The sequence below is a fragment of the Pseudomonas sp. ABC1 genome (assembly GCF_013395055.1).
Classification (GTDB): domain Bacteria; phylum Pseudomonadota; class Gammaproteobacteria; order Pseudomonadales; family Pseudomonadaceae; genus Stutzerimonas.
Genome location: NZ_CP058349.1, coordinates 1,377,285 through 1,402,836, shown reverse-complemented (window position 1 = coordinate 1,402,836; position 25,552 = coordinate 1,377,285). Strand labels below are relative to the sequence as shown.

General features: G+C 60.9%; 27 protein-coding genes and 1 riboswitch. Of the genes, 12 read left to right on the top strand and 15 right to left on the bottom strand.

Going from position 1 to position 25,552, the window contains the following annotated elements; translation table 11 throughout:
* Positions 1-33: 33 nt before the first annotated feature.
* The 5 genes from HW090_RS06170 to HW090_RS06150 all read right to left on the bottom strand — a co-directional run bounded on the left by HW090_RS06170 (position 34) and on the right by HW090_RS06150 (position 3,597).
* Positions 34-1,053, bottom strand: a complete 1,020-nt coding sequence (locus HW090_RS06170) for a tyrosine-type recombinase/integrase (RefSeq protein WP_179112667.1) — start codon at positions 1,051-1,053, stop codon at positions 34-36.
* A complete protein-coding gene (locus HW090_RS06165; RefSeq protein ID WP_179112665.1) occupies positions 1,053-2,330 on the bottom strand; it encodes a hypothetical protein in 1,278 nt (425 codons plus the stop codon). The genes HW090_RS06170 and HW090_RS06165 overlap by 1 nt, the downstream gene beginning before the upstream one ends.
* Before the next feature lie 457 nt (positions 2,331-2,787).
* On the bottom strand, positions 2,788-3,174 hold the full coding sequence (locus HW090_RS06160; protein WP_179112663.1) for a hypothetical protein: 387 nt from the start codon (positions 3,172-3,174) through the stop codon (positions 2,788-2,790).
* The gene (locus tag HW090_RS06155) at positions 3,167-3,382 is read right to left on the bottom strand and encodes a hypothetical protein (protein ID WP_179112662.1); all 216 of its coding nucleotides are present in this window, start codon (positions 3,380-3,382) and stop codon (positions 3,167-3,169) included. Before HW090_RS06155 ends, HW090_RS06160 begins: the two co-directional genes overlap by 8 nt.
* On the bottom strand, positions 3,379-3,597 hold the full coding sequence (locus HW090_RS06150) for a DNA-binding protein (protein ID WP_179112660.1): 219 nt from the start codon (positions 3,595-3,597) through the stop codon (positions 3,379-3,381). Before HW090_RS06150 ends, HW090_RS06155 begins: the two co-directional genes overlap by 4 nt.
* 147 nt (positions 3,598-3,744) lie before the next feature.
* Between HW090_RS06150 and HW090_RS17860 the strand changes: the two genes are divergently transcribed.
* Together HW090_RS17860 and HW090_RS06145 are read left to right on the top strand one after the other, a co-directional pair.
* Positions 3,745-4,017 carry a hypothetical protein gene (locus tag HW090_RS17860; RefSeq protein ID WP_256930755.1) on the top strand — a complete coding sequence of 91 codons (273 nt, stop codon included), beginning with the start codon at positions 3,745-3,747 and terminating at the stop codon, positions 4,015-4,017.
* A 57-nt stretch (positions 4,018-4,074) separates the two neighbouring features.
* The gene (locus tag HW090_RS06145; protein WP_179112659.1) at positions 4,075-4,629 is read left to right on the top strand and encodes a hypothetical protein; all 555 of its coding nucleotides are present in this window, start codon (positions 4,075-4,077) and stop codon (positions 4,627-4,629) included.
* Between the two features lie 72 nt (positions 4,630-4,701).
* On the opposite strand, the gene HW090_RS06140 is transcribed toward HW090_RS06145, so the two are convergent.
* Positions 4,702-5,613: a hypothetical protein gene (locus HW090_RS06140; protein WP_179112658.1), complete on the bottom strand. Its 912-nt coding sequence runs from the start codon at positions 5,611-5,613 to the stop codon at positions 4,702-4,704.
* Between the two features lie 93 nt (positions 5,614-5,706).
* Positions 5,707-5,811: a hypothetical protein gene (locus HW090_RS17855; RefSeq protein WP_245890969.1), complete on the bottom strand. Its 105-nt coding sequence runs from the start codon at positions 5,809-5,811 to the stop codon at positions 5,707-5,709.
* A gap of 1,000 nt (positions 5,812-6,811) precedes the next feature.
* On the opposite strand from HW090_RS17855, the gene ribA reads away from it, so the two are divergent.
* The 4 genes from ribA to HW090_RS06115 all read left to right on the top strand — a co-directional run bounded on the left by ribA (position 6,812) and on the right by HW090_RS06115 (position 9,777).
* On the top strand, positions 6,812-7,429 hold the full coding sequence (gene ribA / locus HW090_RS06130) for a GTP cyclohydrolase II (protein ID WP_179112654.1): 618 nt from the start codon (positions 6,812-6,814) through the stop codon (positions 7,427-7,429).
* On the top strand, positions 7,429-7,821 hold the full coding sequence (locus tag HW090_RS06125) for a hypothetical protein (protein WP_179112653.1): 393 nt from the start codon (positions 7,429-7,431) through the stop codon (positions 7,819-7,821). The genes ribA and HW090_RS06125 overlap by 1 nt, the downstream gene beginning before the upstream one ends.
* Positions 7,821-8,609, top strand: a complete 789-nt coding sequence (locus HW090_RS06120; RefSeq protein ID WP_179112651.1) for a cobalamin-binding protein — start codon at positions 7,821-7,823, stop codon at positions 8,607-8,609. Before HW090_RS06125 ends, HW090_RS06120 begins: the two co-directional genes overlap by 1 nt.
* 163 nt (positions 8,610-8,772) lie before the next feature.
* Positions 8,773-9,777 (top strand): AI-2E family transporter, encoded by a 1,005-nt coding sequence (locus HW090_RS06115; RefSeq protein WP_179112650.1) that lies wholly within the window; start codon positions 8,773-8,775, stop codon positions 9,775-9,777.
* 109 nt (positions 9,778-9,886) lie between these two features.
* On the opposite strand, the gene HW090_RS06110 is transcribed toward HW090_RS06115, so the two are convergent.
* Complete coding sequence (locus HW090_RS06110; RefSeq protein WP_179112648.1) at positions 9,887-11,800, bottom strand: TonB-dependent receptor; 1,914 nt, start codon at positions 11,798-11,800, stop codon at positions 9,887-9,889.
* A gap of 92 nt (positions 11,801-11,892) precedes the next feature.
* Positions 11,893-12,094: riboswitch (cobalamin riboswitch) on the bottom strand.
* A 48-nt stretch (positions 12,095-12,142) separates the two neighbouring features.
* Positions 12,143-14,986 (bottom strand): RNA polymerase-associated protein RapA, encoded by a 2,844-nt coding sequence (gene rapA, locus HW090_RS06105; RefSeq protein WP_179112646.1) that lies wholly within the window; start codon positions 14,984-14,986, stop codon positions 12,143-12,145.
* 156 nt (positions 14,987-15,142) lie between these two features.
* On the opposite strand from rapA, the gene HW090_RS06100 reads away from it, so the two are divergent.
* From HW090_RS06100 to ccoM, 4 genes are all read left to right on the top strand, one after another.
* Entirely contained in the window at positions 15,143-15,442 is a 300-nt protein-coding gene (locus HW090_RS06100; RefSeq protein ID WP_179112644.1) for an aspartate-semialdehyde dehydrogenase, read from the top strand.
* A gap of 35 nt (positions 15,443-15,477) precedes the next feature.
* A complete protein-coding gene (locus tag HW090_RS06095; protein WP_179112643.1) occupies positions 15,478-15,639 on the top strand; it encodes a hypothetical protein in 162 nt (53 codons plus the stop codon).
* 216 nt (positions 15,640-15,855) lie between these two features.
* Positions 15,856-17,031: an IS4 family transposase gene (locus HW090_RS06090; RefSeq protein WP_179112642.1), complete on the top strand. Its 1,176-nt coding sequence runs from the start codon at positions 15,856-15,858 to the stop codon at positions 17,029-17,031.
* A 491-nt stretch (positions 17,032-17,522) separates the two neighbouring features.
* Positions 17,523-17,633: a cytochrome c oxidase subunit CcoM gene (ccoM, locus tag HW090_RS17985; protein WP_306299185.1), complete on the top strand. Its 111-nt coding sequence runs from the start codon at positions 17,523-17,525 to the stop codon at positions 17,631-17,633.
* 90 nt (positions 17,634-17,723) lie between these two features.
* Here ccoM and HW090_RS06085 read toward each other — a convergent pair whose 3' ends face one another.
* From HW090_RS06085 to HW090_RS06070, 4 genes are read right to left on the bottom strand one after another with little or no spacing between them, the layout of a single operon-like run.
* Complete coding sequence (locus HW090_RS06085; protein ID WP_179112641.1) at positions 17,724-18,581, bottom strand: HlyD family secretion protein; 858 nt, start codon at positions 18,579-18,581, stop codon at positions 17,724-17,726.
* Between the two features lie 14 nt (positions 18,582-18,595).
* On the bottom strand, positions 18,596-18,796 hold the full coding sequence (locus tag HW090_RS06080; RefSeq protein WP_179112639.1) for a DUF1656 domain-containing protein: 201 nt from the start codon (positions 18,794-18,796) through the stop codon (positions 18,596-18,598).
* Positions 18,786-20,909: an FUSC family protein gene (locus HW090_RS06075; RefSeq protein WP_179112638.1), complete on the bottom strand. Its 2,124-nt coding sequence runs from the start codon at positions 20,907-20,909 to the stop codon at positions 18,786-18,788. The genes HW090_RS06080 and HW090_RS06075 overlap by 11 nt, the downstream gene beginning before the upstream one ends.
* Positions 20,906-22,396 (bottom strand): efflux transporter outer membrane subunit, encoded by a 1,491-nt coding sequence (locus tag HW090_RS06070; RefSeq protein ID WP_373416367.1) that lies wholly within the window; start codon positions 22,394-22,396, stop codon positions 20,906-20,908. Before HW090_RS06070 ends, HW090_RS06075 begins: the two co-directional genes overlap by 4 nt.
* A 175-nt stretch (positions 22,397-22,571) precedes the next feature.
* Here HW090_RS06070 and HW090_RS06065 point away from each other — a divergent pair, with 175 nt between their 5' ends.
* Positions 22,572-23,504 (top strand): LysR family transcriptional regulator, encoded by a 933-nt coding sequence (locus HW090_RS06065; protein WP_179112637.1) that lies wholly within the window; start codon positions 22,572-22,574, stop codon positions 23,502-23,504.
* Between the two features lie 16 nt (positions 23,505-23,520).
* On the opposite strand, the gene HW090_RS06060 is transcribed toward HW090_RS06065, so the two are convergent.
* Complete coding sequence (locus HW090_RS06060) at positions 23,521-24,642, bottom strand: beta-ketoacyl-ACP synthase III (protein ID WP_179112636.1); 1,122 nt, start codon at positions 24,640-24,642, stop codon at positions 23,521-23,523.
* Between the two features lie 147 nt (positions 24,643-24,789).
* Between HW090_RS06060 and HW090_RS06055 the strand changes: the two genes are divergently transcribed.
* The gene (locus HW090_RS06055) at positions 24,790-25,320 is read left to right on the top strand and encodes a hypothetical protein (RefSeq protein WP_179112635.1); all 531 of its coding nucleotides are present in this window, start codon (positions 24,790-24,792) and stop codon (positions 25,318-25,320) included.
* A 3-nt stretch (positions 25,321-25,323) separates the two neighbouring features.
* On the opposite strand, the gene HW090_RS06050 is transcribed toward HW090_RS06055, so the two are convergent.
* Complete coding sequence (locus HW090_RS06050; protein WP_179112634.1) at positions 25,324-25,545, bottom strand: DUF3820 family protein; 222 nt, start codon at positions 25,543-25,545, stop codon at positions 25,324-25,326.
* Between the last annotated feature and the right edge of the window lie 7 nt (positions 25,546-25,552).

Genomic DNA, 25,552 nt, shown 5'->3' with positions numbered 1-25,552 from the left:
ATCTTAAGCCAAGCTCATGGCACAGGAAAGCACTCATCTGGTCGGGGTGATTATCGTCAGGAAGTGCTGATAGTCAGTAACAGGCCCAAGCTTTACAGCATCCTGCAGGTGATCCGGCGCCAAGTGCGTATAGCGCATGGTCATGGCCAAAGTGGTATGGCCCAGGACCTTCTGCAGCGTCAGGATATTCCCGCCGTTCATTACGAATCGACTTGCGAAGGTATGTCGCAGTACGTGCGATGACTGGCCATCAGGAACAGGCAAGCGAGACTCAGCCAGCGCCTTATCGAAGCTGTTAAGGCATTTGCTGAACTGGCCGTGCAACTTGAAGTGCCGGTGTATCTGTTGCTCTAGTTCCAGGGCGATGGGGATCGAGCGAACGCGCTTACCTTTGGTGTTTATGAACGTAACCAGCTGGTTGCGTACCTTGTCCGGTGTCAGTGCCTGAGCTTCACCCCAGCGGGCGCCTGTGGCCAAGCAGATCGCTGCGATCATTGCGACGTGAGGCGTCCGGCAATAGCTATGAATGGTGCTGAACAGGATCTCTATTTGGTCGTCAGCCAGGTAGGTCAATTCCTTTTCCTGCAGGCGGAGAGGGCGGACACGTGCCAGCGGGTTGGAGTAGTCGATTTCCCCTAACTGATGCAGCACGTTGAACACCGAACGCAGGTAGCCCAGGCGGTTGTTGAGGGTTTTTGGATTGGCACCGGCTTTGATGGCTTGCGTTCTATACTCGGCATATTCGTTGCCAGTCATATTGATGGCCACCGGATCACCTAGCTCTTTGACTAGGGCGTCCAGCAAGCGGCGCCGGGCCTCACCATCACTCAGGGTATGGGCGTGCAGAGTGGCCCAGCGATCAATGAGTTGGGAGAGCTTGCGGCGATCCTTTGGAGTAGGGGACCACTCGGGTATGTTGATGACCTTGGCCCTGCAGGTTGCCTCGAAGCGCTGGGCTTCACCCTTGGTCTTGAACGTCTTACGGAAGCGTTTGCCCTTGATAGGCTCAACATCCACCTTCCAGCGCCCGTCAGTCTGTTGGACGATGGCCATTAGACGGCTCTACCCCACCTCACATGCCGCTCTTCCAGGATGTTCTTGATGTGCTTGTATAACGCACCCTCACTCATATCTTTTGCGGCGTAGTGATCGCGAATGACCGGCCAACATTCCCATTCTTTTAGCCGGTGGAAAGCCTTTTTTGCGCCCACCCGCTCCCGTGCCAGCAGGCTAATGAAGTTTCCCAGGAACAGCTCGACGTTCTTCCCTGAGAACCCCCGGGATGTCTTGTAGCTGCGCCGGTATTCAGTTTCATCAAGCAAGGAGTCCACAGGAATATCGACACGCACATCGTCACGAATCAGCGTCCAGATAGGTTCGTAGTAGCCGGGACGGATCAACAACTTGAACTGGCGCAGGCCGTAACGCCATAAGCCATCAAGGTGCGGAGCAAAGGACGAGTAGCTGTTCGTCTCAATGGTCTGGCCGGTGTGCAGATCAAAGGAGCCAGATGCAAATTGCTGGATGACCGAGTGGTGGTAACGCAGCTCAATACGCCATACATCGTGTGCGGGGTCGTAGTTCTCCGGGTCTGCCTCATCGAAGCTATCACGGCGCTTCCAGACGGTTTCCCAGTAGTCGAGCTTATCGACAGCACGGGCCTGCTCAGTCTTGTTGTAGATGGCAAGCTGTACACCGCCAGCCGAGCCGAAAAGGAAGGATTGCCCCTTACCGTATGTAGCAGACTCCAGCGTCCACTGGATCTCCTTGATACCTGAAATATCGCGGGCTGAACGTGCACGACAGTGCATGCGAGCGACCAAATCAGACGGTGGCGTCCAACCCTGCAGGTCAAGGGCAAGGTGGACAGCACACTGATTCCGCTCGACGTTGGTCAGCACATGGCTGGCGTAGTAGTCCAGACGCTCTTGCAGGCGTTCAGGCGAAAATGCGTCGATGGCATGAGGCGATACCTCAATTTTCAGATGCGGCCCGATGTTCTCGATTTTGGCATTGAAATTCTTGATGAGCAGGACGAAACCAAGATCGGCGTTTTGCAGCTTGTACTGATAGCCAGAGTCCTTACTGACTCGCCCCGAGTGCCAACGCTGGCCAGCAAACTCAACGATGGCCCCCGGCGTCTCGAATAGGCACATGATGCCCGGCTGGATCATTCCCCGGTACAACTGGCGGACGGTGTCCACACCGCAACGCAGAAGTCGCGCCTTCGACAGATCGACAATCCGACCGGTGCCCGGATCAACGAAAATTCGGCCTTGAGCGCAGTCTTCACCGTTGAGTCCAAGACGAACAAAATTCTTAACTGTCATTTTCTGGCTCCATTACTGGGCATTACTTACCAATTCGATTTGGATTTATCTGACGTGCTACAGGGACGTCACGGGCGCGCCGCCGCGCAAGTCGCTCGTCCCTCGCTACCTACCCACCGCCGCGCCCGCTCCCGTCTTCGCCATCCATCCAACCGATGGGAGAGGTGCTTCCTGGATCACCACCGCCGGCCACTAGGGAACCCCAGGACAAGGACATACCCAGGGCGAACAGGAGGGCCAGCAGGAGCGGCAGCGTTTCAGGGGATGGAGGGAGTAACCAGAGGCGACTACGGCGCACAGGGAGGAGCGGCGAACATCGAGGGCAGTGGTGTGGCGAGTGGTTCAACACCAAGGGCTTTGCCCTTGTCATCCCACTCTTGCCGCCGAGGGCTCGGGAGCGTGGGGCGATGAAGCCACCCCACACTCCCGCATGCAGGCTATTCATGATCGCGTAGCGTCAAGGGTGCGCTGCGCCCGTGCTTCCGTTCGCCGGAACGTGACCGTTCCGACGAGCCGGGAGCGCGGCCCTTGACCCTACAGAGTTAGGAAGGGCTATGCGGCCCAGTACGTTGCCGGAACCATGCCGGTCGCGGTACCGCATCACCCTGATCGTACGAATGCACGCGAAGAACAGTTCGTTGGGATACTTATCAAGACCGCCCAGCCGCAGGGTCATGAAGTAAGAGTTCTCATACACGCCGCTAATGGGCAGCACCACGCCGACAATATGCAGGCACGACCAGAAAGGCTTCGGCACATCATCCCAGACCTGTTCGACCAACACAGTCTGGCCGACATAATCCATGGCATTCGAAGCATTCAAGATAGGATTGGGGCTATTCATGGCTGTAATCCCCTTCTTTGAATTCCTTCTTGCCGCTGAGCAGGTCGGCGCGGAGCTGGCCCAAGTTGACCATGCGGAAGTCGGAGAAGCGCACGCTGGGGATGGTGCCGTTCTCTACCCACTCCACAACCTCTTCGACCGGGATGCCGCTTATCTCGGCAAAGGTCTTCACGCTGCATAGGTCGAGGCTTTCGTCTGTCTTCTTCATTCTTCCCACTCCTGCTCAAGCAGTTTCTGAGTGAGCAAAGCAACGTTGACCATTACCAGACGACCGACCTTCTTGTGGGGGATGTAGCCGTTGCGCATCCATCCACGGACCGTATCGTGGTCATTGCTCATGCGTATCCAGTTTGCGAATTCACGCCACGGCATCATCGGCGGCGGGTTCACAAGGTCTTTCAGCGTCAGGGGGATTCCTTCCATCGCAGTGGCCTTTGTTGCACTATGTTGGTCTTTGTTTGCGCTACGTTTTGGCTGCCTCGCATCGGATGCCTTACGTAACCTACGGTCGTAATATACAACGACGGTGGGCGCTATTTGTATATTACATTCGTAGATTACTAGATCATTATGGAATCAATTGATGACCGCGTTAGAGCTCTTGTCGATAAGGCAGGGCTAGACGAGCTGGTGAAAAAGACCGAAATCAGCGGAACGCGGTGGAGGACTGTCCGCTATGACAAACGAACCAGGATCAGCACGCAGGAAGTAGAAGCTCTGACGCTTCTGTACCCGTCTTATGCCCTATGGCTGGCGAGCGGGAAGGTTGCCCCCGAGAGTGGACAGACCAGCCCCGCATACGACGAGGCCAACCGAAACTTGACCGATCAAAACGCGGGATAGCGATTACCCAGGAAGTAGCTAGGCGCTGGTACGCCCGTAAGGAAAGGAGATTCAAGGATGAAGGCTGACAGGGATGACGCCCCGGAATGGCTAACCAGCCAACCGCGCAAACGCAGCATGGGGGCAGTAGTAGTCGGGATGATAGGAATGGTCATCACCCTTGGCGCGCTCACACTGGGCGGCCAAGCCTTAATGCAGAACACCATAAAGAACCTGGCTGCAAACAATCAGCAACCAAAACCCAAACCGGTTGCCGAGATTACCCGATCAGAACCAGCGCCTAGCAAGGACTGGGGTCGGATCGTAGATCAGCAGGCAAGGCGAGACGCAATGTCTCAGCAGCAACCTGAGCAACCCACTGGCTCAGACAGCCCCGCTCTAAAACAGACCGTCTTCAATGATCAAAACTACACCCCGAGAGGGGCTGACAACGTGCTCAGCCTACGTGAGAGCTACCAGCCAGTAGAGCAGGAAAAACTGGCAGAGAAGGTGCAGGTGACGATCATTGAGCAAACACCAAGTATGAAAGATAGAGCGTGCTGGCCGCACAAAGAAAGCAGTATTGAACGGCGTAATTGCAGTTCACAAGTTGGACTTAATTATAGAGGCTAACGTTTGGTTAAGGAGCGGGCTTTAGCCCGTCCCAGTGCGCGAAGCGAACGATTTTGAACCGGTTTTTATATTTCAAAAACCACCGAACTCGACTGGCTCTAGGTTGTTTTCTTTTAATAGTTTATTTAGCAAGTCAATCGCTTCATGTCTGAGGCTGTTGAGCTGACACACAATGCTGTGATCTAGTATTTCAATAACCGTAGGGTGCTCTCGAATCAAGCCTTTAGATAAAGAGTCAGAAGCTAGGTCTCTGGCTTTTTGTAGTAGTCTGGATATTTTTTTCAGTTCTTTTGGCTTCGGCTTTGGAAGCCTGCACTGATCAATTATTCTGTTGTCTCTGTCCATGAGTCTGCCAGTTGAAACGGCATTCTGTGTCGCGGATATAGCAGATATGAAGTCTGTCGCTCTGCTTTCTAGATGGAACGGGGTTCTTAATGCCGGTCTATCGAACGCCATCGAAAGCAAAAGTAAAAAATGCTCTAGCTCATTATAGGTGCTTCGAAATTTAAGTACGTCTTCGTAATATCTGTACAATAGCTTCGGATGATTATTCAGGAATTCAACATAGTCGTCCCAGAACATGATAGAAACCTTAAACGGAAGATTTCCTTCATTTATTATCCTTACATACTCTTGTAAGTCGACATCCCTAGGGCCTGTGGTTGCAATTACAAATCTGTCTAAGGTTGGATTGAATTTTTTAGCTGATTCTATTTCTGAATCAACTTCTTCAGCTTTAAGTGTATTGGCAGGCGTAACGCTTAAGGCTTTTTGTTTTACTTTTCTTTGCTTGCACTGTATTCCAGTATGCTCGTTTGATGAATAATTGTATCCGTATACATCAACTCCAGCTTGTGACTGGCCTTGTCTTCCGTTTCTTTCGGCGTAGTCGTCAGTCCACTTGGTTTTTGCTAGGTCTAGTGTGAGCAGCTCAAAGTCTTGCCAATATGCTGGTGGCGATATGTCAACTTGAATGTTTCCCACGATTTTTCCTTGAAATATAATGTTTGGTTAAGGGGTGGGCTTTAGCCCGTCCCACTGAGCGAAGCGAACGATTTGAACCAGTTGTTATACCCGTTATTCCGGCACATATGGTCTAGTGCCTTTGCATCGTGGGTATTTTTTGCACCCCCAAAACTTACTGCCCGGGTTTTTACCTTTCTTTGCCGTTCTTAAAGACATGGGGGCGTTACACTTTGGACATTTTTTTTGATCTTTATGTGTTCTGGGTGTTCTGGGTGTTCTCGGAATTGGTGATGTTATTGGTTGGGAATTATTTGATTCAGCGGGAGCTTGATGGATTCTAGTAGCTACATTAGATGAAGTGCCTTTTGGGCTAAACGTGACATAGAACCAAAACGCTGCGGCTCCGCTTAGCAATATTGGCAAAGAACCTTTCCAGCCGGCCACCCCACCGTGATGTGAGCAAGCGCCTTGACGCCCAATAGATGATGACTTCCAGCCACTATTGCATGTGACAGGGCCGATTATAAGCTTCAGAAATATAAGTGTTAGGATAAACACTGCTGCGGTAAATTTCTTTAAATTTTTCTCAATCATTTAGGCGTGCCAAGAGGCTAATCGCTGTATGGGTATAACTATTAATTAGGCGACATTGCTGTCGCATAAAATACCCGCTGGCGTCTGATAACCTGCCTAGAATTTCGCTAAGCCCTTGATTTTAATAAAGATCAAAATGAGGGAAGCGATTTGGGCAGAAGGAAAAACGACACGCAAAGCATCCAGATTTCAGACGATCCAGGGCGTTGTGATGGCTAGACGCTACCCGGAGCCCCTAATGCTGTCTAGCTGAGTATCGAAAAAGTGTCGAAATCACCGGGCGATAGAGTGCCGCAATGGGCAGAAGGAATGAGGCGGAAACCCCTATTTTGCTGGATTTTGGCAGCGATGGGCAGCAACGGGCACCAGCTAAAACGGGTTCAAATCCCTATCTCTCCGCCATCACATATAGCAAAAGCCCCTGAAGCTCGCAGAGTTTCGGGGGCTTTTGCTTTCTGGCCGGTAGGTATTCCAAAGGCCCTCGCTTCAGGTGGCTTGCAGCTATATGTTTATGGCGAAAGCGCCTATGTACGGGAGGGGATATCCGGCGTTGCGGTCGGGGTTGGTCGTGTACAATGCGCCCCCTGCCTATGCGCCTTCTTGCCTCTCAGGAGTATCTCCGGTGTCTGTCGTATTCGTCGCTGCTTCGTTACTGCCGACGCCGTTCGGCGTTTTCACCATGCACGGATTTCTCGACCAGGACACGGGTAAGGAGCATGTCGCGCTGACCCTCGGGCAGGTAGACGATGGGGTTCCTGTGCTGGGGCGGCTGCATTCCGAGTGCCTGACCGGGGATGCGCTGTTCAGCCTGCGTTGCGATTGCGGTTTCCAGTTGGAGGCCGCCTTGCGTGCCATCGCCGAAGAGGGGCGCGGTGTGCTGCTTTACCTGCGGCAGGAGGGGCGCGGTATTGGTCTGTTGAACAAGATCCGCGCCTATGAATTGCAGGATGCCGGGGCCGATACCGTCGAGGCCAACGAGCGTCTCGGCTTTGCGGCGGATATGCGTGACTACGCTATCTGTTTGCCGATGCTAGAACACCTCGGCATTGCGTCCATCCGGCTGATGACCAACAACCCGCGCAAGGTCAAGGCGCTGGAAGGTTTTGGCATTCGCATCGCCGAGCGTCGGCCTTTGCAGGTCGGGCGGAATCCTCACAACCAGAACTACCTGCTGACCAAGGCCGGCAAGCTCGGGCACATGCTGGGTGAGTTGCACCAGAGCGAAGCCAGGGAAGACTGATGCGTTCGCGCTTGCGGGCCGAGGGCTGGATTGGCGGGCTGCTGATGGTCGCGCCGCTACTGCTGGTCGATCGTCTGCCGCACCATGATGCGGGCTATGGCCTGGTCTTTTTCCTGCTTGGGCTGGGCGTTCTCTTTCTCAGCCTGCCGCGCTTTACCGAGTACAAGCATGCGCTGATCGATATGGAGCGCGCGTTGGGGCAGGCGCGTGAAGCCGAAGCCTGGGCGCGGCTCGCCAGTGTCCGGCGCCGCGCATTGCTGGTGGCGGCTTTGCCTGCATGGCTGGGCGCCGTGGGTGCCTTGTTCGGGCTGGAGCCGATTGCCAGCTATCTGCTGGTGGCCGCCAGCCTCGTGCTCTTGCTGCTTTACCGCCTGCCCAGGCAATTGGGTTGATGCGCCGCTTCTGGCTGTTGCTCGTGCTCTGCTTGCCAGGGCTTGTACAGGCTGCCGAGCGTGTCATCAGCCTGGCACCTTCCTTGTCAGAGATCGTGGTGGAATTGGGCGCTGCCGAGCAACTGGTGGGGATGCTCGATGGCGGCGAGCGGCCGGCTGGGTTGGCCCATGTGGCGTCGGTCGGGCATATCGGGCAACTGGAGCTGGAAACGCTGCTGGCGCTCAAGCCAACGCTGGTTCTACTCTGGCCCGATAGCGTTTCCCGCACGCAATTGCGTCAGTTGAAGCAGTTCGGGGTGGAGATCCTGATCGCGCAGCCCACCACCCTTGAGCGTCTGGCACAGGAGATCGAGTTGATCGGTACACGCCTGGGTGTGGCAGACAATGGCGCCAACCTCGGCAAGCGTCTGCGAGAGGGTATTGCGGCATTGCGCCAGCGGCATGCGCGGGAGCGTCCGTTGCGGGTGTTCTACCAGATATGGGACAAGCCGCTGTATACCGTGGGCGGCCGGCAGATTATCAGTGAAGCCATTGCCGTGTGCGGTGGTCGCAATATATTCGACGATCTGCAATTGCCCGCCCCACAGGTGAACATGGAGGCCGTGCTGGCGCGCGATCCCGAGGTGATCCTGGCGGGCAGTGGTGCCCAGTTGGAGGTATGGACGGCCTGGCCGCGGTTGTCGGCGGTGCGTGAGGGGCGTCTGTTGCAGGTGCCGGACAAGGGATTGGAGCGGCCGAGCTTCCAGATGCTGGGGGCTATCGAGCAGTTGTGTGATGTGATGCGTTAGGTTCCGTGCGGAATGTGTCGAGAGAAGATCGTGTCGAGAGTCGGGCGGAAATGCCTGTTTGCTGTGGATAAGGCAGTGCTTTCCCACCATTTTCGACGCAGTTGTCTTTGTTCGAGGCTTTTCGGGCGGACCTTGTGAAGTCCACTTTTCTTTGGCAGGTCCCATGAAGCCATTTTCCGCGTTTCAGATTGCCAGTGCAGCGATCATCGGTGTCGCGTTGCTGCTGGTATTGCCGTTCAAGTTGCTGCCTGCGCTGATGGCGGGGCTGCTGGTACATGCGCTGATCAACAGCCTGACGCCGCTGCTGCAACATATGTTCGCCGGGCATCTTGGGCGTGTGCTGGCGGTGGGGCTCTTGAGCGTGGTGGTCATTCTCGGCCTCGGCCTGATATTCGCCGGTGCGTTTTCCTTCATCCTGCATGAGGTGAGCAACCCGGGGCAGTTGCTGGGCAAGCTGATGGGGCTGATCGACCGCGCCAGGGCACAATTGCCCGATTCGCTGGTGGCCTATCTCCCGGCCAATGTCGATGATATCCGCCAGACGCTCTACGACTGGCTGCGCGGGCATATCAGCGAGCTGCAATTGCTGGGGCGCGGCGCGGTGCACCTGTTCGTGACGGTGTTGATCGGCATGGTGCTGGGGGCCGTCATCGCCTTGCAGCGCATGCCGGCGCCCGAGAGCCTGAGGCCGCTGGCCGGGGCGCTGCTGGAGCGGGTGGGGCTGTTCGTCATGGCCTTTCGCAACATTGTCTTCGCCCAGGTGAAGATTTCGCTGCTCAACACGCTGTTCACCGCAGTCTTCCTGGTGGTCGTGCTGCCGTTGTTCGGTGTGCACTTTCCGCTGGTCAAGACACTGATCCTGGTGACCTTCGTCGCGGGCCTGCTGCCCGTGGTGGGTAACCTGATTTCCAATACGGTGATCTTCGTCGTTGGCCTGTCCTTGTCCATCTGGATCGCCCTGGTGGCCCTGGGGTATCTGGTGTTGATCCACAAGGTCGAGTATTTCCTCAACGCGCGGATCGTTGGCGCCCAGATCAAGGCCAAGTCCTGGGAACTGCTGCTGGCGATGCTGGTGTTCGAGGCGGCATTCGGCCTGGCGGGGCTGGTGGCGGCGCCGGTCTACTATGCCTATCTGAAGAGTGAGTTGAAGGGGCAGGGTTGGGTCTGACAGGGTACAGGCCATCTCTCCGCCCCTCTCCCATGAGTGGGCGAGGGGCGAAGAGTGGAGGGCGTCGGGTGCGATTCCCGATGCGCTGGGCGCACCCCACGGGCTCTTGTCAGAAGCGGTAGCCGACGCTGAGCTGGATGTCTTCTTCCGCCGCCGGATAGCGACTGGTCTTGCTGGCGAAGCCGTCGTAACGCTTGCCGGTGAGGTTGTTCAGGCGCAGGCGCGTATTGAACTGGCGATAGTCGTAGCGCAGGGCTGCGTTGAACAGGGTGTAGCTGCCTGCCTGGCCTTGCGTGTTGGCGTCATCCCCGGAGTAGTAGCGCTTGCCGGTGTAGACCGTCTCCAGGTAGCCCTTGAGTCCGGGCAGGAGCTGATAGGCGACATGGGCACTGGCGCTGTGGCGAGAGACCCAGGGCACCTGCTGTCCCTGGAAGGTGCCAGCCCGGTACTCGGCGTCGGTGAAGCTATATTGGGCGCCGACGCTGAGGGCGTCGCTCAACTGGCGCTCGCCTTCCAGCAGGAGGCCTTTGCGCAGGGTCTTGTCGAGGTTGATATTGGCGCCCGAGCCGGGGCCGTAGGGGCCGTTGGCGAAGGGGTCGTACATCAGCTCGTTGTCCAGGGCCAGGCGATACAGCGTGGCCTGGTAGCGCTGGCGCTGGTCCTTCCATTCGATGCCGGTTTCCCAGGAGTCGCCAGTCTGCGGCTTGAGGAATACCACCTCGGGCGCGGTGAAGGCGTTCTCGTCGACATTCGCCCAGCGCAGCACGTCTTCACGCTTGATGAAGGTGCGCAGGTTCGGGTCGATCTGCCAGCTCAGGCCGATGCTGGTGCTGCCCTCACGGTCCCGGTGCTTGCGGTTTAGGCCGTGGTTGTCGTCGTCGACTTCACTGGCGCGGTAGCCGAGGGTGGCAGTCAGTTCGTCATTGAACGTCTGGCTGAACTGTGTGTACCAGTCACGCAGGGTCTGGCGGGTCAGGGTGGCGCTCCAGGAGGCACGGTTCTCGTAGTCGCTGGTGACATGGTCGTGGCCCAGCAGCCACTCGGCCTGGCCCAGGCGATTGTCGAAGCGGCCGGTCAGGCGTGGGCTGAAGGTTTTGGTGCGGGTGTCCTGGGTGTAGTCGGAGCCTGGCCCCCAACTGCCAACACCATCCTGGTCGCTCTCGCTGTAGTCGAAGTTCAGGCCCCAGATATCGCCCAGGCGCTGTTCGAGGGCGAAGCGGTGCACCTGCGTCTTGCTGTCGAACCAGGCCTGCGAGTTGCTGAACTTGCGGTCGAGGCTGCGTTGCGCACGGGACATGGCGTTGGGGTAGAGCAGCTCGTCGTCGACGGTTTGGTATTCGTAGAGCGCATGGCCGCTGGCATGGTCATAGCGCAGGCGGCCGAAGGCATTGCTGTAGTTGCCGTTGTTATGGTCGCGGTAGTTGTCGGTGTTGCGCGTCTCGCCACTGGCATACAGCGAGAAGCCTGCCCCCAGTTGCTGGCTGACATGCCCGCGATAGGCTTCCAGGTCATGGCTGCCGCGACTGGCCTCCAGATAGGCCTCATTGTGCTGCGGCGTGCGGGTGATGATATTGATCACCCCGCCCACGGCCTGGTCGCCATAGAGCACGGTGCCGGCGCCTCGGATGATCTCGATGCGCTCGATATTGGCCAGGGGCACGCTGTTGAGATCGGGACCGGCCAGGCTGGGCTGGTTCAGGCGGCGGCCATCGACCACCACCAGGGTGTTGTTCGGTGCATTTTCGCCAAAGCCGCGCAGGCTGGGCATGGCACGGTTGCCATCGCCCATGGTGTCGCGGATCTGCAGGCCGGCCTGGGTGCGCAGCAGGTCGAGCAGGTTGTTGCTGGCGCTGGATTCGATCTGTTCCCGTGTGATCACGGCAACGCTGGCCGGGGCCGGGTTCTTCAGGTCGGTCGCGCGGGTGATGACCGTGGGGGCGAGTTCAAGTGGATCATCCTCGGCAACGGCGTGCGCTGCGAGGGGCAGCAGGCTGATGGCCAGGGCAAGACGGGACAGTTTCATCGGGTAAATCCTCAAAAGAGCGTAATGCTTTTGAGGAGGGCAGGAGCAGGCGCCCGGACGCGCCGGAGCCTGATGGTGCTGCCCTCCGCAACACCAGTGGGTTCCATGCAGGCCGGTCTCCGGGCTTTCGATCCATCCGCTCGCCTTCCCACACCGGGGTGCAGTGGCGCATGAGCGGGTGCCGAGGGTCAGTCGTGATCGATTACCGTTGCGGGGGCAGCGCCGGCCTTGCCAAGGGGCTCACCGGCTTCCCGTTTAATGCCCAGGGGGCACACCTGCAGGGATTTGAAGCGTGCGCACGATAAGGCCTGGACCTTATGTGCGCAAGGGATGGGCAGTGCTTCAGCCGGCGACCAGTACGCGGATCGCCTCCAGGCGCAGCGCGGCTTTTTCCAGCATGGCCAGGCCGTCTTCGCGCTGCTTGCGCAGGGCGTCGATTTCACTGTCGCGTACGCTCGGGTTGACCGCCTTGAGGGCGATCAGGCGTGCCAGTTCTTCATCCAGGTCGGCCGTCAGGCGATGCTGTGCTTCGCTGACGCGCTTGGCGTGGCTGGGCGCGACCTTGCCTTCGGCAACGGCGATCTGACGCGCCAGGATGTCGCGCTGTGCCTGGATGAATTTGTTGGCGCTGGCGCGGGGGACACTTTCCAACTGGTCGTTGATGGTGTCGAAGGCGACCTTGGGCGCGAGGTCGTTGCCATTGGCATCGAGCAGGCAGCGAATCGCCAGCGGTGGCAGGAAGCGCGCCAGTTGCAGGGCACGCGGTGCGACCACTTCACTGACGAACAGCAGCTCCAGCAGCACGGTCCCCGGCTTGAGGGCCTTGTTCTTGAGCAGCGCCACCGCGGTGTTGCCCATCGAGCCCGATACCACCAGGTCCATGCCGCCCAGCACCATCGGGTGTTCCCAGGTGATGAACTGCATGTCTTCGCGCGACAGCGCCTGGGCGCGGTCGTAGGTGATGGTCACGGCCTCGTCGTCGCCCAGCGGGAAGCTGGCATCCAGCATCTTCTCGCTGGGGCGCAGGATCAGGGCGTTCTCGGAGTGGTCCTCACTGTCGATGCCGAAGGCGTCGAACAGGCTCTCCATGTAGATGGGCAGGCTGTACTGGTCGTCCTGCTCTTCGATGGCTTCGACCAGGGCCGCGCCTTTCTCGCCGCCCGCGGAGTTCAGTTCCAGCAGACGGTCGCGACCGTTATGCAGCTCGGCCTCCAGGCGCTCGCGCTCGCCACGGGCCTCCTCCAGCAAGGCCTGGAAGGGGGCTGCCTCGGCATCATCGAGCAGGGCCAGCAGTTGCGGGCCGAAGCGATGTTGCAGGGCGTTGCCGGTCGGGCAGGTGTTGATGAAGGCGTTCAGGGCCTGGTGGTACCAGAGGAACAGTCGCTCATGCGGGCTGCTCTCCAGATAAGGCACGTGCAACTGGATGGTGTGGCGCTGGCCGATCCGGTCCAGGCGGCCGATCCGCTGCTCCAGCAGGTCCGGGTGGGCCGGCAGGTCGAACAGGGCCAGGTGATGGGCGAACTGGAAGTTGCGCCCCTCGCTGCCGATTTCCGAGCAGATCAGCACCTGGGCGCCAAACTCTTCGTCGGCGAAGTAGGCGGCGGCGCGGTCGCGTTCGAGGATGCTCATGCCTTCGTGGAAGACCGTGGCCGGGATGCCGGAGCGCACGCGCAGGGCATCTTCCAGGTCCAGGGCGGTCTCGGCGTGGGCGCAGATCACCAGCACCTTGTGTTTCTTCAGGCTCTTGAGCGTGTCGATCAGCCACTCGACCCGTGGGTCGAAGTTCCACCAGCGCGTTTCGGCTTCGCCCTGCTGGCTCTGGAAGGCGACTTCCGGGTACAGCTCCGCTCGTTCGCTGTCCGCTTGCGCCGCGTATTGCTCGGGGAAGGGCAGTGGGTAAGGGTGCAGCTGGCGCTCCGGGAAGCCTTGCACGGCGGCACGGGTGTTGCGGAACAGCAGGCGGCCGGTGCCGTGGCGGTCCAGCAGCTCGCGCACCAGGCGCGGAGCGGCCTCGGCATCGCCCTGGTTGACTGCGTCGAGCAGGCTGCGCCCTTCATCGCCGAGGAAGTCGAGGATGGTCTGCCGTGCCTGGTCGCTCAGGCGGCCCTGGTCGAGCAGTTCCTGCACCGCCTCAGCCACGGGTTGGTAATGGGCGCTTTCGGCGCGGAAGGCTTCCAGGTCATGGAAGCGGTTCGGGTCCAGCAGGCGCAGGCGGGCGAAGTGGCTGTCCAGGCCCAGTTGTTCCGGCGTGGCGGTGAGCAGCAGCACGCCAGGGGTGACCTGGGCCAGTTGCTCGACCAGTTGGTACTGCGGGCTGGCGCCTTCGGGGTGCCAGACCAGGTGATGGGCCTCGTCTACTACCAGCAGGTCCCAGCCTGCGGCGAACAGCGCATCCTGTGCCTGCTCGTCGTCCTGCAGCCATTCCAGCGCGACCAGCGCCAGTTGTGTGTCTTCGAAGGGGTTGCTGGCATCGCTCTGCAGGAAGCGCTCTGAGTCGAACAGGGCCACTTCCAGGTTGAAGCGCCGGCGCATTTCCACCAGCCATTGGTGCTGCAGGTTTTCCGGTACCAGGATCAGCACCCGGCCAACCCGGCCGCTGAGCAACTGGCGATGGATCACCAGGCCGGCCTCGATGGTCTTGCCGAGGCCCACTTCGTCGGCCAGCAAGACGCGCGGGGCGATGCGGTCCGCGACTTCGCGGGCGATGTGCAACTGGTGGGCGATGGGTTGCGCACGGGCGCCGGCGAGGCCGGTCAGCGTCGATTGCGACTGGGCACTCAGGTGCTGCAGGGTGTGGTAGCGCAGGCTGAACCAGCTCAGCGGGTCGATCTGCCCGGCGAACAGGCGGTCGCTGGCCAGGCGGAACTGGATGAAGTTGGAGAGTTGCGTCTCGGGCAGGGTACGGGCTTCGTTCTGGGTGTCCAGGCCGTGGTAGATCAGCAGGCCGTCGATGTCGTCGACCTCGCGGACTGTCATTTTCCAGCCTTCGAAGTGGGTCACTTCATCGCCAGGCACGAAGCGCACGCGGGTCAGTGGCGCGCTGCGGGTCGCGTATTGTCGCGTTTCGCCCGTCGCCGGGTAGAGCATGGTGAGCATGCGTCCGTCCTGTGTCAGGACGGTCCCCAATCCCAGTTCCGCTTCGCTATCGCTGATCCAGCGTTGTCCTGGTAGATACTGCTGCGCCATGCTGCCTCCCGCAGTGAAAAAAGCCGCTTATGGTAACGGAACACTGCCCACAGGGCGATGAAATATGCCACTGTAGCCAGGCTGAAACCCGCGCTTGCCCGATGACTCCAATGATTATTACGGGCATGTCGTCCCGTTGCCGCCCAGGAGATCGATATGCTGCCTCCTATTCCGTCCGGGGTGATCCAGGTCACCGCCCAGCAGGACATACCCAAGCCGCGCCCGGACATTCCGCCGGTCGTGCCTGCGCAGCCGAGCTCTTCGGAGAGCAACGTCGGCCTCGATCAGCGTAATCCCTATGAGGCGGGAGAGCTGCTGCGTGAAGAGCAGCAGAGGCGCCAGCGCCGCGCCCGTGAGAGGGTGGCTGACGAGGAAGAAGAGGAGCCAGCCCCCGAGCAGCCCGGCGATGCCGATGAGCTGCCGCGTCAGGGCGTATGGGTGGATATAGAAGTCTGAAGAGAAGACCCGCAAGAGAGACCGAGCGTGCCCGCATGAGCAATGATGAAAAACTGATCGATTTCAGCGCCGAGCGTGCCAGGCGCATCCATGACCTGAATGACCAGCGCCTGGATGAAATGCGCCGCGCCTTCGAGAAAGCCCTGCCCCTGGGCAAGACCAAGAAGCGCAGCAAGAGCAAACCGAAGAAGCGCTGAAAGCCATTCTTTCGATCTGTCTGGTGGGCGCTGGCAAGGCCGGTGGCGCCCGCATGCGGGGGACCCAGGAGCGCGGTGTTGCGGCCACCGCATGGATTCCCGCCTTCGCGCACTGCTGTCCGGTACGAATTTTGCGGTCGATGTTGAAAGGCTTGTGAAACCTGGGAGTACGGCTTAAACCGTAGAGCGCCAACTCAATCTCGCAGGTTTCACAAGGTGTTCAGAATAAGCCGGTTCCACGATCTACTCAAAGCCCTCCCACGTGGTGTATTTGATCGCGCTGTCGTTCAGCAAGACGCGGACAGTCACAGCCGACGCTTTACAAGCTGGGATCACCTAGTTGCGATGCTATACGCCCACCTGTCTGGGGCCGGCAGCCTGCGTGAGCTCGAGTCCAGCTTCAATAGCCAGCCCAATCACCACTATCACTTGGGAACGTCTGCGATCAGGCGTTCAACACTGGCCGAAGCCAATGGGAGACGCTGTCCAGAGGTTTTCGCCCAAGCGGCGCAGTACCTGATGGCGTGCACCAGTCGGCAACAACGCAGGGACACAAAAGAGCTGCTGTACCTATTGGACTCGACCTCCATCACCTTGAAGGGCTCAGGCTTTGACGACTGGACGTTATCGGATCGAACACGCCGAACTCAGGGGGTCAAAGTCCATGTGCAGTACGCCAACCACTGCGCAGTCCCTGTGGATTGCCGCTTCAGCGCCGCCAATGTCAACGATATTGAAGTTGGCAAGTGCCTGGAGATTGAGCCTTACGCCACCTATGTATTCGACAAGGGCTATTGCGATTACAACTGGTGGGCCCGCCTGGAGGAGAACAAGGCTCGCTTCGTGACACGGTTCAAGTACAACGCGGGGCTCAAGGTTCTTTCCTCGCGTGAGATTGCCAGCGGAGAACAAGGCGTGATTTTGCAGGATGAGTACGTCAGGTTTGCGCACCGACATCCTGGCGGGAAACGCATCAATCACTATGAAAAACCTTTACGCCGAATCGTCGTCCACCGCCCTGAGCATGATCGTCCGCTGATCCTGGCGACCAACGACCTAGAGAGCCCAGCGGCGGATATTGCTGAGCTTTACCGCCGTCGCTGGCGAATCGAATTGTTCTTCAAATGGATCAAGCAGCACTTGAAGATCAAGCAGTTTCTGGGACGTAGCGAAAATGCGGTACGCATTCAGATTCTCTGCGCCCTGATCAGCTACCTGCTGCTGAGCCTTCACCGGATGGTGACAGGTGAAAAGAAGAGTCTGTGGATGTTCATGGTGGAGGTGCGCTCAACACTGCTACAGCGTCCGGAGATAGAGGTTGAGCGTTATCGAAGGCGACAGGCGCAAAAACAGGAAATCGAGCAACGACAGGGACAGCTATTCCCTGCATAAGGAGTGCCGGACAGTAGTGCGCCTTCGCGGGAATGACGGGGGAGCAGGGAGCGTCTGCCGGCAGGTTGTGAACACCCTCGCAACTACACCACCGTCGTCCCCGCGAAGGCGGGGACCCAGATGCGCGGTATGGCGGCTGGCGCATGGATTCCCGTCTTCGCGGGAGTGACGGGGGACAGGGAGCGTTTATCGACAGGTTGGAACACCATCGGCCGCCCACCACCGTCGTCCCCGCGCAGGCGGGGACCCAGGTATGCAGATCCAAAGCCCCGCCTGTAGAGCTGTTCTCCGCTTATCGCCGGTCTGGCGCGTCCTTGCGACGGACTGTCGCGACCGTTTCGCCCCATATCCCTGCTTTTCTTGACCTGGATCAGTCGCCCCGGCAGCGCCGTCCGGGGCTTTCCTGGGCATTGACCTGGGTCAATTTTTTTCTGCCATTCCGGGTTAATTTCTCCACATCGGATTCAGGGACATTTGGACGGAGGTCGATCATGTTTCTCGATAATGTGGTACTCGCTGGGGTCGTCACTGTCGGAATGATGGTCGTCTTCCTGTTTGGTTTCGGTTATTTCATCTGGCGGGATTCTCAGAAGAAAAAGTGATAAATCCCGCCCGATCAGGGGCACGCAAGGCATTTAGGCGACTTCGGTCGCCTTTTTTTTTATTCTCCGAAAAGCGCGCCTGGAGCCGGCTCAAGGCCCGACGATCACCGTGCCGGTCATGCCGGCTGAAAGCACGACACCTTCGGGCAGCGGGTCGAGTTCGATACGCACCGGGATACGCTGGGCCAGCCGGACCCAGTTGAAGGTCGGGTTGACGTCGGCGGTCAGCTCGCGGCTCTGCGGGTTGTCACGGTCGTAGATGGCGCGGGCGATGCTGTCGACGCGTCCTTCGATCACTTGGCCACTCATCAGCTCGACCACCGCCCTGTCGCCTACGTGCAGGTGGGGCAGCTTGGTTTCCTCGAAATAGCCATAGACCCAGTACGAGCCCTGGTCGACTACCGCCAGCCGTGCCTCGCCGGCCCGTGCGTAATCGCCGGCATGGACGTTGAGGTTGGTGACATGCCCATCCGCCGGGGCCAGCACCTGGGTGCGCTCGAGGTTCAGACGTGCCGCTGCCAGGGCCGCTTGGGCCTGGCGATAGTCGGCGTCGGCGGCTATGGCGGTGTTGCCGGAGTCATCCAGGCTCTCCCGCGAGACCACGCGCTGGTCCATTGCCGCCCGACGCCGGGCGTTGGCGCGGCGCATGTCCAGGGTTGCCTTGCGCGCGGCCACCAGCGCTTCGGCCTGCTCGACGGCGATCTGGTAGTGACTCGGGTCGATGCGCATCAGCAGGTCGCCTTTCTTCACGGCCTGGTTGTCGCGTACCGGGACTTCGACCACCAGCCCGGAGACATCGGCGGCCACGTTGATGACATCGGCGCGCACCCGTCCGTCGCGCGTCCAGGGCGAATCCATGTAGTGGGTCCAGAGGGTCCGGCTGGCAAAGACGGCGATGGCCAGGATCACCAGTGTGACAGTCACACTGAAAAGGGTCTTGAGGTTCATGGACAGGCTCACGGTCAGCGATAGATGAACAGCGCCATGCCGGCATACAGGCAGCCGAACAGGCTGGTACGCAGCAGCGCCGGGTGCCAGACGAAGCCATACAGGCCGAGTCGGGCGAACAGTCGGTCGAGGCCCCAGGTGAGGAGCAGGGCGAGGGGCAGCAGCAGGGTCAGGCTGGGCAGGTAAACCCCGGACAGGGCGATTTCACGCGGCATGACGGGCCTCCATCGGCGGCAGGGGCGATTGCGGTTCGAGCAGGGATGAGCGGATGAAATGCAGGTAGCTCAGCGTGCGCCGCACCGGCGCCTGGTCGAAGGGAATCGCCTCCGCCTCGACGTCCTGCTGGGCCAGATCGATGGCCTGCTGCACCGACGCCAGCGCTCGTAGCCGGTTGCCCGCGTCGGGCTTCTCGAACAGGCGGATGAGCGCACGACCCAGGGCGCGTATGCCGGGTTGCCAGGGCGCCTGCGTCAGGCGCTCCTGCTCGCGGCGCAATTCGATCACGGCGCGGCCGATCTCCAGTACGAGGAAGGTCCAGCGCAGCAATTGACGCTGGACGCCAGGATCGCGCACGGACAGGCCATAGGCTTGCATGAGAATGTCGCGGGTGGCGCTCTCGAAGCCGGTGGCAAGGTTGTGCATCGGCGCGCTCACCGCGTAGGTCATGCGCCGCCGCAGGTCACCCTCCAGGCGGCGCCACATCCACGGGCTGTTGGGCGGCAGCAGCACCGCACTGATCGCCGAGACGATACTCATCGACAGCACCAGGGCGATGTAATTGTTGATCAGGCCGGCGGGGTCGAACTCGGTGTGATTGGCGGGAATCGAGCCGAGGCTGAAGAACACCAGGATGCCCAGTCCGTACCCGGCCCACGCCGGGCGTATGGAGAGCAGCGCGCCCAGGGCGAGGACCGGTGCGATGACCACGCAAAGCAACACGAAACCGTCGATTTGCGGAAGCACGAACAGACCGATGATGACCCCGGCGACACTCGCGAACGCGGTGCCGAGCGCCATCTGCCAGGCGGTACGGGCCGGTGCCGGAGAGCTGGAGATCAACGCCATGACCGCAACCGCGTTGAGCGAGAATATGCCGCCACTGGGCCAGGCACTGGCGATCCAGAAGCTGCCGAAGGCGAGGATCACCAGACCCGCGCGCACACCGGCGACCAGTGCCGCGAGGCCGTTGACGTTGGTGCGGAAGGTCTCCTGCCACTGCTCGCGCTCATGCCGGTGGCTGCCGAGGGAGGCGTGGGTCAGTGCATAGGCGTGCAGGTCGTCGAGCAGGCGGAACAGCAGTTCGACGCAGCTGTTGAAGTCCAGCAGCGCCTCTGGCGGCATGTCGCCCAGCTCGCTGCGGACTTCGCGGATGTCCTGGCGCAGCCGCTCGCTCATGCGCTCCAGCTCCACGGCCAGCGCACTGGCGCCTTCCGGCGTCAGCGGCTTGTCGCGTAACGGGCCGAGCAGCGCGATGAATGGCTTGGCGCAGTGGCGTATCTGCTCGAGCAGGGCTTCACGCCCTTGTTCGCGCAGGCGTTCGAGTAACTGGCTGAAGGCGTGGAAGCGCGTGGTCAGGCTCATGAACTCACTGTTCATACGCGCCAGCCGACGGTTGCGCATGCGCATGTGCGGGTCTTCGAACACGCTGGCGCTGCGCATCGCCTCCAGGCCGACCGCTTCGCTGACGAAGCGCAGGTTGTGTCGCTCCAGCGCCTCGCGGTCGAGCTGGCGGCCCAGGCAGTCGAGCATGAAACCGGCGAAGGCGCCGAAGCGTACATAGAGGGCATTGCGCATCGCCGCAGCGGTGGAGCGGGGGAACAACAGGGCGCTGACCAGCGCCGTGCAGCCGACCGCCAGGGATATTTCCAGCAGGCGCCAGACGGCCTGCATAAAGGCGTCTTCCGGGTGGGTGGTGGCCGGCAGGCCGATCAGCGTGGCGCTGTAGCCCGCCAGCACGCAGGCGTAGGCGCGAAAGTCGCGAAAGCGCGCGGCCCCGGCGGTGCACAGGCCGATCCACAGTGCCGCGCAGAGCAGGAACAGTACCCGCTCCTGGGCGAACAGGGCGATCAGCACCAGCATGACGCTCAAGCCGATACAGGAGCCGATCAGCCGGTAGAAACTCTTGGCGAAGACCTGGCCGCTCTGCGGTTGCATCACGATAAATACCGTGACGCAGGCGGTGCTCGGGGAGGGCAGTTCCAGGCGCATGGCCAGCCACAAGGTCAGGAAGGCTGCCGTCAGCACCTTGAGGATGTAGACCCAGTTCACGCCGTCGATCCGTGCCCATTCCAGGCAGGCACTGCGCAGGGTCGCCAGGCTGGCGTTCATGGCTTCACCGCCAGGCGCTCCGGCGTCAGTTCGGCCTCTGCCGGCGTCGCCATCTCCAGGCCGCCGCCCAGTGCCAGCGCCAGGTCGGCGCGGGCCATCAGGCGGGCGGCTTCGACCTGCTGGCGTATGAACTGCTGCTGGAACAGGCGCGTCTGGGCTTGCAGGGCGTCCAGGTAGTCGCTGAGGCCGCCTGCGTAGGTTTCCAGGGCGATCTGGTAGGTGTCGCTCGCTGCTTGTTCTGCCTGGCGGGCGAACCGCGCTTGTTGCTCGACCGAGTGCAGCCGGATCAACTGGTCGGAAATATCCTTCAAGGCTCCGACCAGGGTGCGCTCATAGCGCGCCACCGCCGCGTCGTAGTCCGCCGTCACCGCGCCCAGCCGGCTGCGCAGGCGCCCGCCGTCGAAGATCGGCAGGCTGACCGCCGGGCCGATGCTGTAGTTGGATTTGCTGCCCTTGAAGAATTCCAGCAGGCCGCCACTGACCGAATTGAAGCTGGCGCTGGCCAGCAGGTCGACGTTGGGATAGAAGTCGGCCTGGGCGACATCCACCCCTTTGGCCGCTGCCGCGATGCCCCAGCGGCTGGCCACGACATCCGGGCGCCGGCCAAGCAGTTCGGCGGGCAGGTGCGAGGGCAGACCGGAGACACCGGCCAGGCGCAGGGTTGGGCGGCGCAGCGTGGCACCGGCGCCTGGACCCAGGCCGACCAGGGCGGCCAACTGGTTATGGGCCAGCGCGATGGACTCCTCCAGCGCGTCGATCTGCCGGTGTGTTTCCGGAATGGCGACCCGTGCCTGGCTGACTTCCAGTTCAGTGCCCAGTTCGCCGGCCAGGCGTTTCTCGGCCAGTTCGAGCATTTCCTGCTGCTGCGCCAGCATGGCCTGGGCGATGTCCAGTTCGGCATGGCGCAGTGCCAGGGTCACGTAGGTACGGACGATATTGCCTTCCAGCTCCAGTTGCGCCGCCCGTGCTTCGGCGACCGCCATCCGTGCGCTGGCGCGGGCCTGCTCGCTGGCGCTGCGCTCACGACCCCAGAAGTCCAGGGCATAGCTCAGGCCCAGCGCGGCCTGGTTGTTCCAACTGGTGGTGTTGCCCAGGTCGCCCGGACCATAGAAGTAGTCGGTCGGCCAGTGGTGGCGCTGCAGGTTCGTCGTTGCATCGACCTGGGGCGACTCCGCCGCTTCGGCGACACCCGCCAGGGCGATTGCCTGGCGCACTCGTGCCGTGGCTTCCGCCAGGGTCGGGCTGCCGCGCAGGGCGCGCTCGACCCAGGTGTCCAGTTGGGGGTCGCCATAGGCTTGCCACCAGCGCACCGCTGGCCAGCCGGCATCCTGCCTGGCGCGCTCGATGGCCTGGTCGGTGAGTAAATGCCCGGCATCGAGCGGGCGTTCGGCGGGTGCGATGCCACTACTGCTGATACAGCCGGAAATTATTGAGGAAACGACAAAGATACTGATCAATGTCAGCTTGCGTCGTACAGGTGGCAACACGCTCAGGCTCCAGATGATCGTCCTTCTGGCGGGACGTCAGGTCTCACGGAAACAAATTGTAAAAACTATGCGAGGCGCATATAAGCGGGGCAGATGGCGATGGTTCATTACCGATTTCGCAACAATCGGGTGGTCATGCCTGTCAGAGACTTCTCGACTTCCCGGGGGAACATCGATGGACACCCTGCAAGCCATGCGCGTCTTCGTCAGCGTCGCGGAGACGGGCAGCTTCACCGCCGCCGCCAGGCAACTGGATACCACCGTGGCGCAGGTATCCCGTGGGGTCGCCAGCCTGGAGGCGCATCTGCGGGCGCGCCTGCTCAATCGCACCACGCGGCGCATCGCGCTGACCGAGGCGGGGGAGCGCTACCTGCTGCGCTGCGAGCAGATCCTGGCTTATGTCGAGGATGCCGAGGCGGAAGCGGGCGATGCCCATGCCCGCCCCGCCGGACGGCTGCGTATCCACAGCATGACCGGCATCGGGCAGCACTATGTGATAGGCGCCATTGCCGAGTACCGCCGGCGCTTTCCCGAGGTCAGCATCGATCTGACCATGGCCAACCGGGTGCCGGACCTGCTCGACGAAGGCTATGACGTCGCGGTGGTGGTGGCCTCGGAGTTGCCCGACTCGGGGCTGATCTCCCGCCGTATCGGCAAGACCTACAGCATCCTCTGCGGCTCGCCGGCCTACCTGGCCGAGCGAGGCCAGCCGCAGACCCTGACGGACCTGGCCGGGCACGACTGCCTGCGGTTGCTGAGCCCGGTGCTGTCGTTGGACAAATGGCTGTTCGATGGCCCGCACGGGCAGGAGATGGTACCGCTGCACAATACGCCGTTCCAGGTGAACGTCGGCGATGGCATGACCGAGGCGATCCGCCATGGCATGGGGATCGGTGTACTGCCGGTCTACTCGGCCATCGCCGGACTGCGCGACGGCAGCCTGGTGCGGGTGTTGCCGCAATATCGGCTGCAGCGGCTCAACGTCTATGCGCTGTACCCGTCGCGGCAGTACCTGGATGCGAAGATCAAGACCTGGGTGGAGTTGCTGCACGAGCGCCTGCCCGCGGCACTGGCGGTGGACGAGGCCGTCGTCAGTGGTGGGCAGTGACCCGTGCGCGCAGGCGTCAGCGTTTCTTCAGGATCACGCTGCCGATGGAATAGCCGGCACCGAATGAGCTGAGCACGCCGACACTGCCGGCCGGCAGGTCGTCCTGATGCTTGTGGAAGGCGATCACCGAACCGGCCGAGCTGGTGTTGGCGTAGGTGTCGAGGATCACTGGCGCTTCGTCTTCACTGGCATCGCGCTCCAGCAGGCGGCGCACGATCAGGTGGTTCATGCTCAGGTTGGCCTGGTGCAGCCAGAAGCGGCGCACCGTCTCGACCGGAATCTCGTTGTGATGCAGATGGTCGCCGATCAGGTCGGCGACCATCGGGCAGACTTCCTTGAACACCTTGCGGCCTTCCTGCACGAAGAGTTTGTCTGCGTCGTTGGCATGGGCTTCGTCGGCCCGGTTGAGGAAGCCGAAGTTGTTGCGGATGTTGTTGGAGAAACGGGTCACCAGGCGGGTGTCGACCACTTCCCACTGGTGCGTCGAATCGGCCAGGTCGGCCCGCTCCAGCAGGACGGCAGTGCAGGCGTCGCCGAAGATGAAATGGCTGTCGCGGTCACGGAAGTTCATGTGGCCGGTGCAGATTTCCGGGTTGACCATGAGGATCGCCCGCGCTTGTCCGAGGCGGATCGAGTTGACGGCGTTCTGGATGCCGAAGGTGGCCGAGGAGCAGGCCACGTTCATGTCGAAGCCGAAGCCTTCGATGCTCAGGGCGGCCTGGACTTCGATGGCGATGGCCGGGTAGGCGCGCTGCAGATTGGAGCAGGCGACGATGACGCCGTCGATGTCGGCGGCCGTCCTGCCAGCCCGTGCCAGTGCTTCTTCGGCGGCCTTTACCGACATTTCGCAGAGGATCGACCACTGCTCGTTGCTGCGTTCAGGGATGTGCGGGCGCATGCGCTGCGGGTCGAGAATGCCGGCCTTGTCGGTGACATGGCGACTCTTGATCCCCGAGGCTTTCTCGATGAACGCCGCGCTGGATTCGGCCAGCGGCTGTAGCGTGCCGGCTGCTATGGCTTGGGCATGCTCCTGGTTGAATGCCTGAACGTAGGCATTGAACGACTCCACGAGTTCTTCGTTGGAGATGCTCTGGGGCGGTGTGTAGAGGCCGGTGCCGCTGATGACGACGTTGTGCATGTCGATGCTCCCGATCTTTAGACGTCATTGTTCTGGCGGCTATTGTGCATGAAAAGGCGGTTTGGCCGCATGGGGCGTGATCACGGCGCGCTCTGCGTCGTGTCCGATCCGTTATCCTTGCCGCCTTCGATTGCCAGGGCCATGACCATGAAAGACCAATTGACCGAACTGATTCGCCTGATTAGCTCGGGCTGCATGCGCGAAGAAGACATTCTGCGCATCGCTGGCGAGTCCAGCGAGGCCTATGCCGACGAGCAGGCCTTCCTGCTGGCCAACCCTGACATCAACTACGGGGAGGATTTCCCGATTCCCCTCGGCGAGTGGGTCGTTGTCGGTAGCCTGCCGGATACCGTGCTGTTCCAGGCCGATGACTACGCGCAGTTGTTCGCCCAGATCGTCGCCTCGTTCGGCGAGAGCGTGAGCTTCGTGCTCACGCCCAAGCAATTGTTGAAGACCGAGTCCTTGAAGGCGCTCAACCGCATCCAGGTGCAGATGGGCAGCCTGTATCCGGAGAAGGGTGGGTATGTGCTGGTGGACTTCAGCGAGCCGCTGGACGATGAGTTGCAGGTGGTGTTGGTCTATCGCGAAGACCTGCCGCGCGTGATGCAACTGGCGGTGGAGGTGGGGATCTACGCGCAGCCTTCCCTCGAGGCGCTGACTGCCGAGAGCCAGCCGTAGCGGTCATGTCCGCTGCTTTCTGCGCAGCGGATCGAGCAGGGCCGACAGGCCGTTGTGGTCGATCTCGTGCATCAGTTCCAGCAACTGGCCGAGATCGCCACGGGGAAACCCGGTGCGGGCGAACCAGTTGAGGTAGTCACCGGGCAGGTCGGCGATGGCGCGCCCCTTGTACTTGCCGTAGGGCATGGTCTGGGTCAGCAGGCGTTCGAGGTCCTCGGGGCGCATGGGGTTC

Bases quoted from the DNA above. Each gene is read 5' to 3' on its own strand.
- HW090_RS06170 (WP_179112667.1), bottom strand. From the start codon at position 1,053: ATGGCCATCGTCCAACAGACTGACGGGCGCTGGAAGGTGGATGTTGAG.
- HW090_RS06165 (WP_179112665.1), bottom strand. From the start codon at position 2,330: ATGACAGTTAAGAATTTTGTTCGTCTTGGACTCAACGGTGAAGACTGC.
- HW090_RS06160 (WP_179112663.1), bottom strand. From the start codon at position 3,174: ATGAATAGCCCCAATCCTATCTTGAATGCTTCGAATGCCATGGATTAT.
- HW090_RS06155 (WP_179112662.1), bottom strand. From the start codon at position 3,382: ATGAAGAAGACAGACGAAAGCCTCGACCTATGCAGCGTGAAGACCTTT.
- HW090_RS06150 (WP_179112660.1), bottom strand. From the start codon at position 3,597: ATGGAAGGAATCCCCCTGACGCTGAAAGACCTTGTGAACCCGCCGCCG.
- HW090_RS17860 (WP_256930755.1), top strand. From the start codon at position 3,745: ATGGAATCAATTGATGACCGCGTTAGAGCTCTTGTCGATAAGGCAGGG.
- HW090_RS06145 (WP_179112659.1), top strand. From the start codon at position 4,075: ATGAAGGCTGACAGGGATGACGCCCCGGAATGGCTAACCAGCCAACCG.
- HW090_RS17855 (WP_245890969.1), bottom strand. From the start codon at position 5,811: ATGTCTTTAAGAACGGCAAAGAAAGGTAAAAACCCGGGCAGTAAGTTT.
- HW090_RS06125 (WP_179112653.1), top strand. From the start codon at position 7,429: ATGCGTTCGCGCTTGCGGGCCGAGGGCTGGATTGGCGGGCTGCTGATG.
- HW090_RS06120 (WP_179112651.1), top strand. From the start codon at position 7,821: ATGCGCCGCTTCTGGCTGTTGCTCGTGCTCTGCTTGCCAGGGCTTGTA.
- HW090_RS06115 (WP_179112650.1), top strand. From the start codon at position 8,773: ATGAAGCCATTTTCCGCGTTTCAGATTGCCAGTGCAGCGATCATCGGT.
- HW090_RS06110 (WP_179112648.1), bottom strand. From the start codon at position 11,800: ATGAAACTGTCCCGTCTTGCCCTGGCCATCAGCCTGCTGCCCCTCGCA.
- rapA (WP_179112646.1), bottom strand. From the start codon at position 14,986: ATGGCGCAGCAGTATCTACCAGGACAACGCTGGATCAGCGATAGCGAA.
- HW090_RS06100 (WP_179112644.1), top strand. From the start codon at position 15,143: ATGCTGCCTCCTATTCCGTCCGGGGTGATCCAGGTCACCGCCCAGCAG.
- HW090_RS06095 (WP_179112643.1), top strand. From the start codon at position 15,478: ATGAGCAATGATGAAAAACTGATCGATTTCAGCGCCGAGCGTGCCAGG.
- ccoM (WP_306299185.1), top strand. From the start codon at position 17,523: ATGTTTCTCGATAATGTGGTACTCGCTGGGGTCGTCACTGTCGGAATG.
- HW090_RS06085 (WP_179112641.1), bottom strand. From the start codon at position 18,581: ATGAACCTCAAGACCCTTTTCAGTGTGACTGTCACACTGGTGATCCTG.
- HW090_RS06080 (WP_179112639.1), bottom strand. From the start codon at position 18,796: ATGCCGCGTGAAATCGCCCTGTCCGGGGTTTACCTGCCCAGCCTGACC.
- HW090_RS06075 (WP_179112638.1), bottom strand. From the start codon at position 20,909: ATGAACGCCAGCCTGGCGACCCTGCGCAGTGCCTGCCTGGAATGGGCA.
- HW090_RS06065 (WP_179112637.1), top strand. From the start codon at position 22,572: ATGGACACCCTGCAAGCCATGCGCGTCTTCGTCAGCGTCGCGGAGACG.
- HW090_RS06060 (WP_179112636.1), bottom strand. From the start codon at position 24,642: ATGCACAACGTCGTCATCAGCGGCACCGGCCTCTACACACCGCCCCAG.
- HW090_RS06055 (WP_179112635.1), top strand. From the start codon at position 24,790: ATGAAAGACCAATTGACCGAACTGATTCGCCTGATTAGCTCGGGCTGC.
- HW090_RS06050 (WP_179112634.1), bottom strand. From the start codon at position 25,545: ATGCGCCCCGAGGACCTCGAACGCCTGCTGACCCAGACCATGCCCTAC.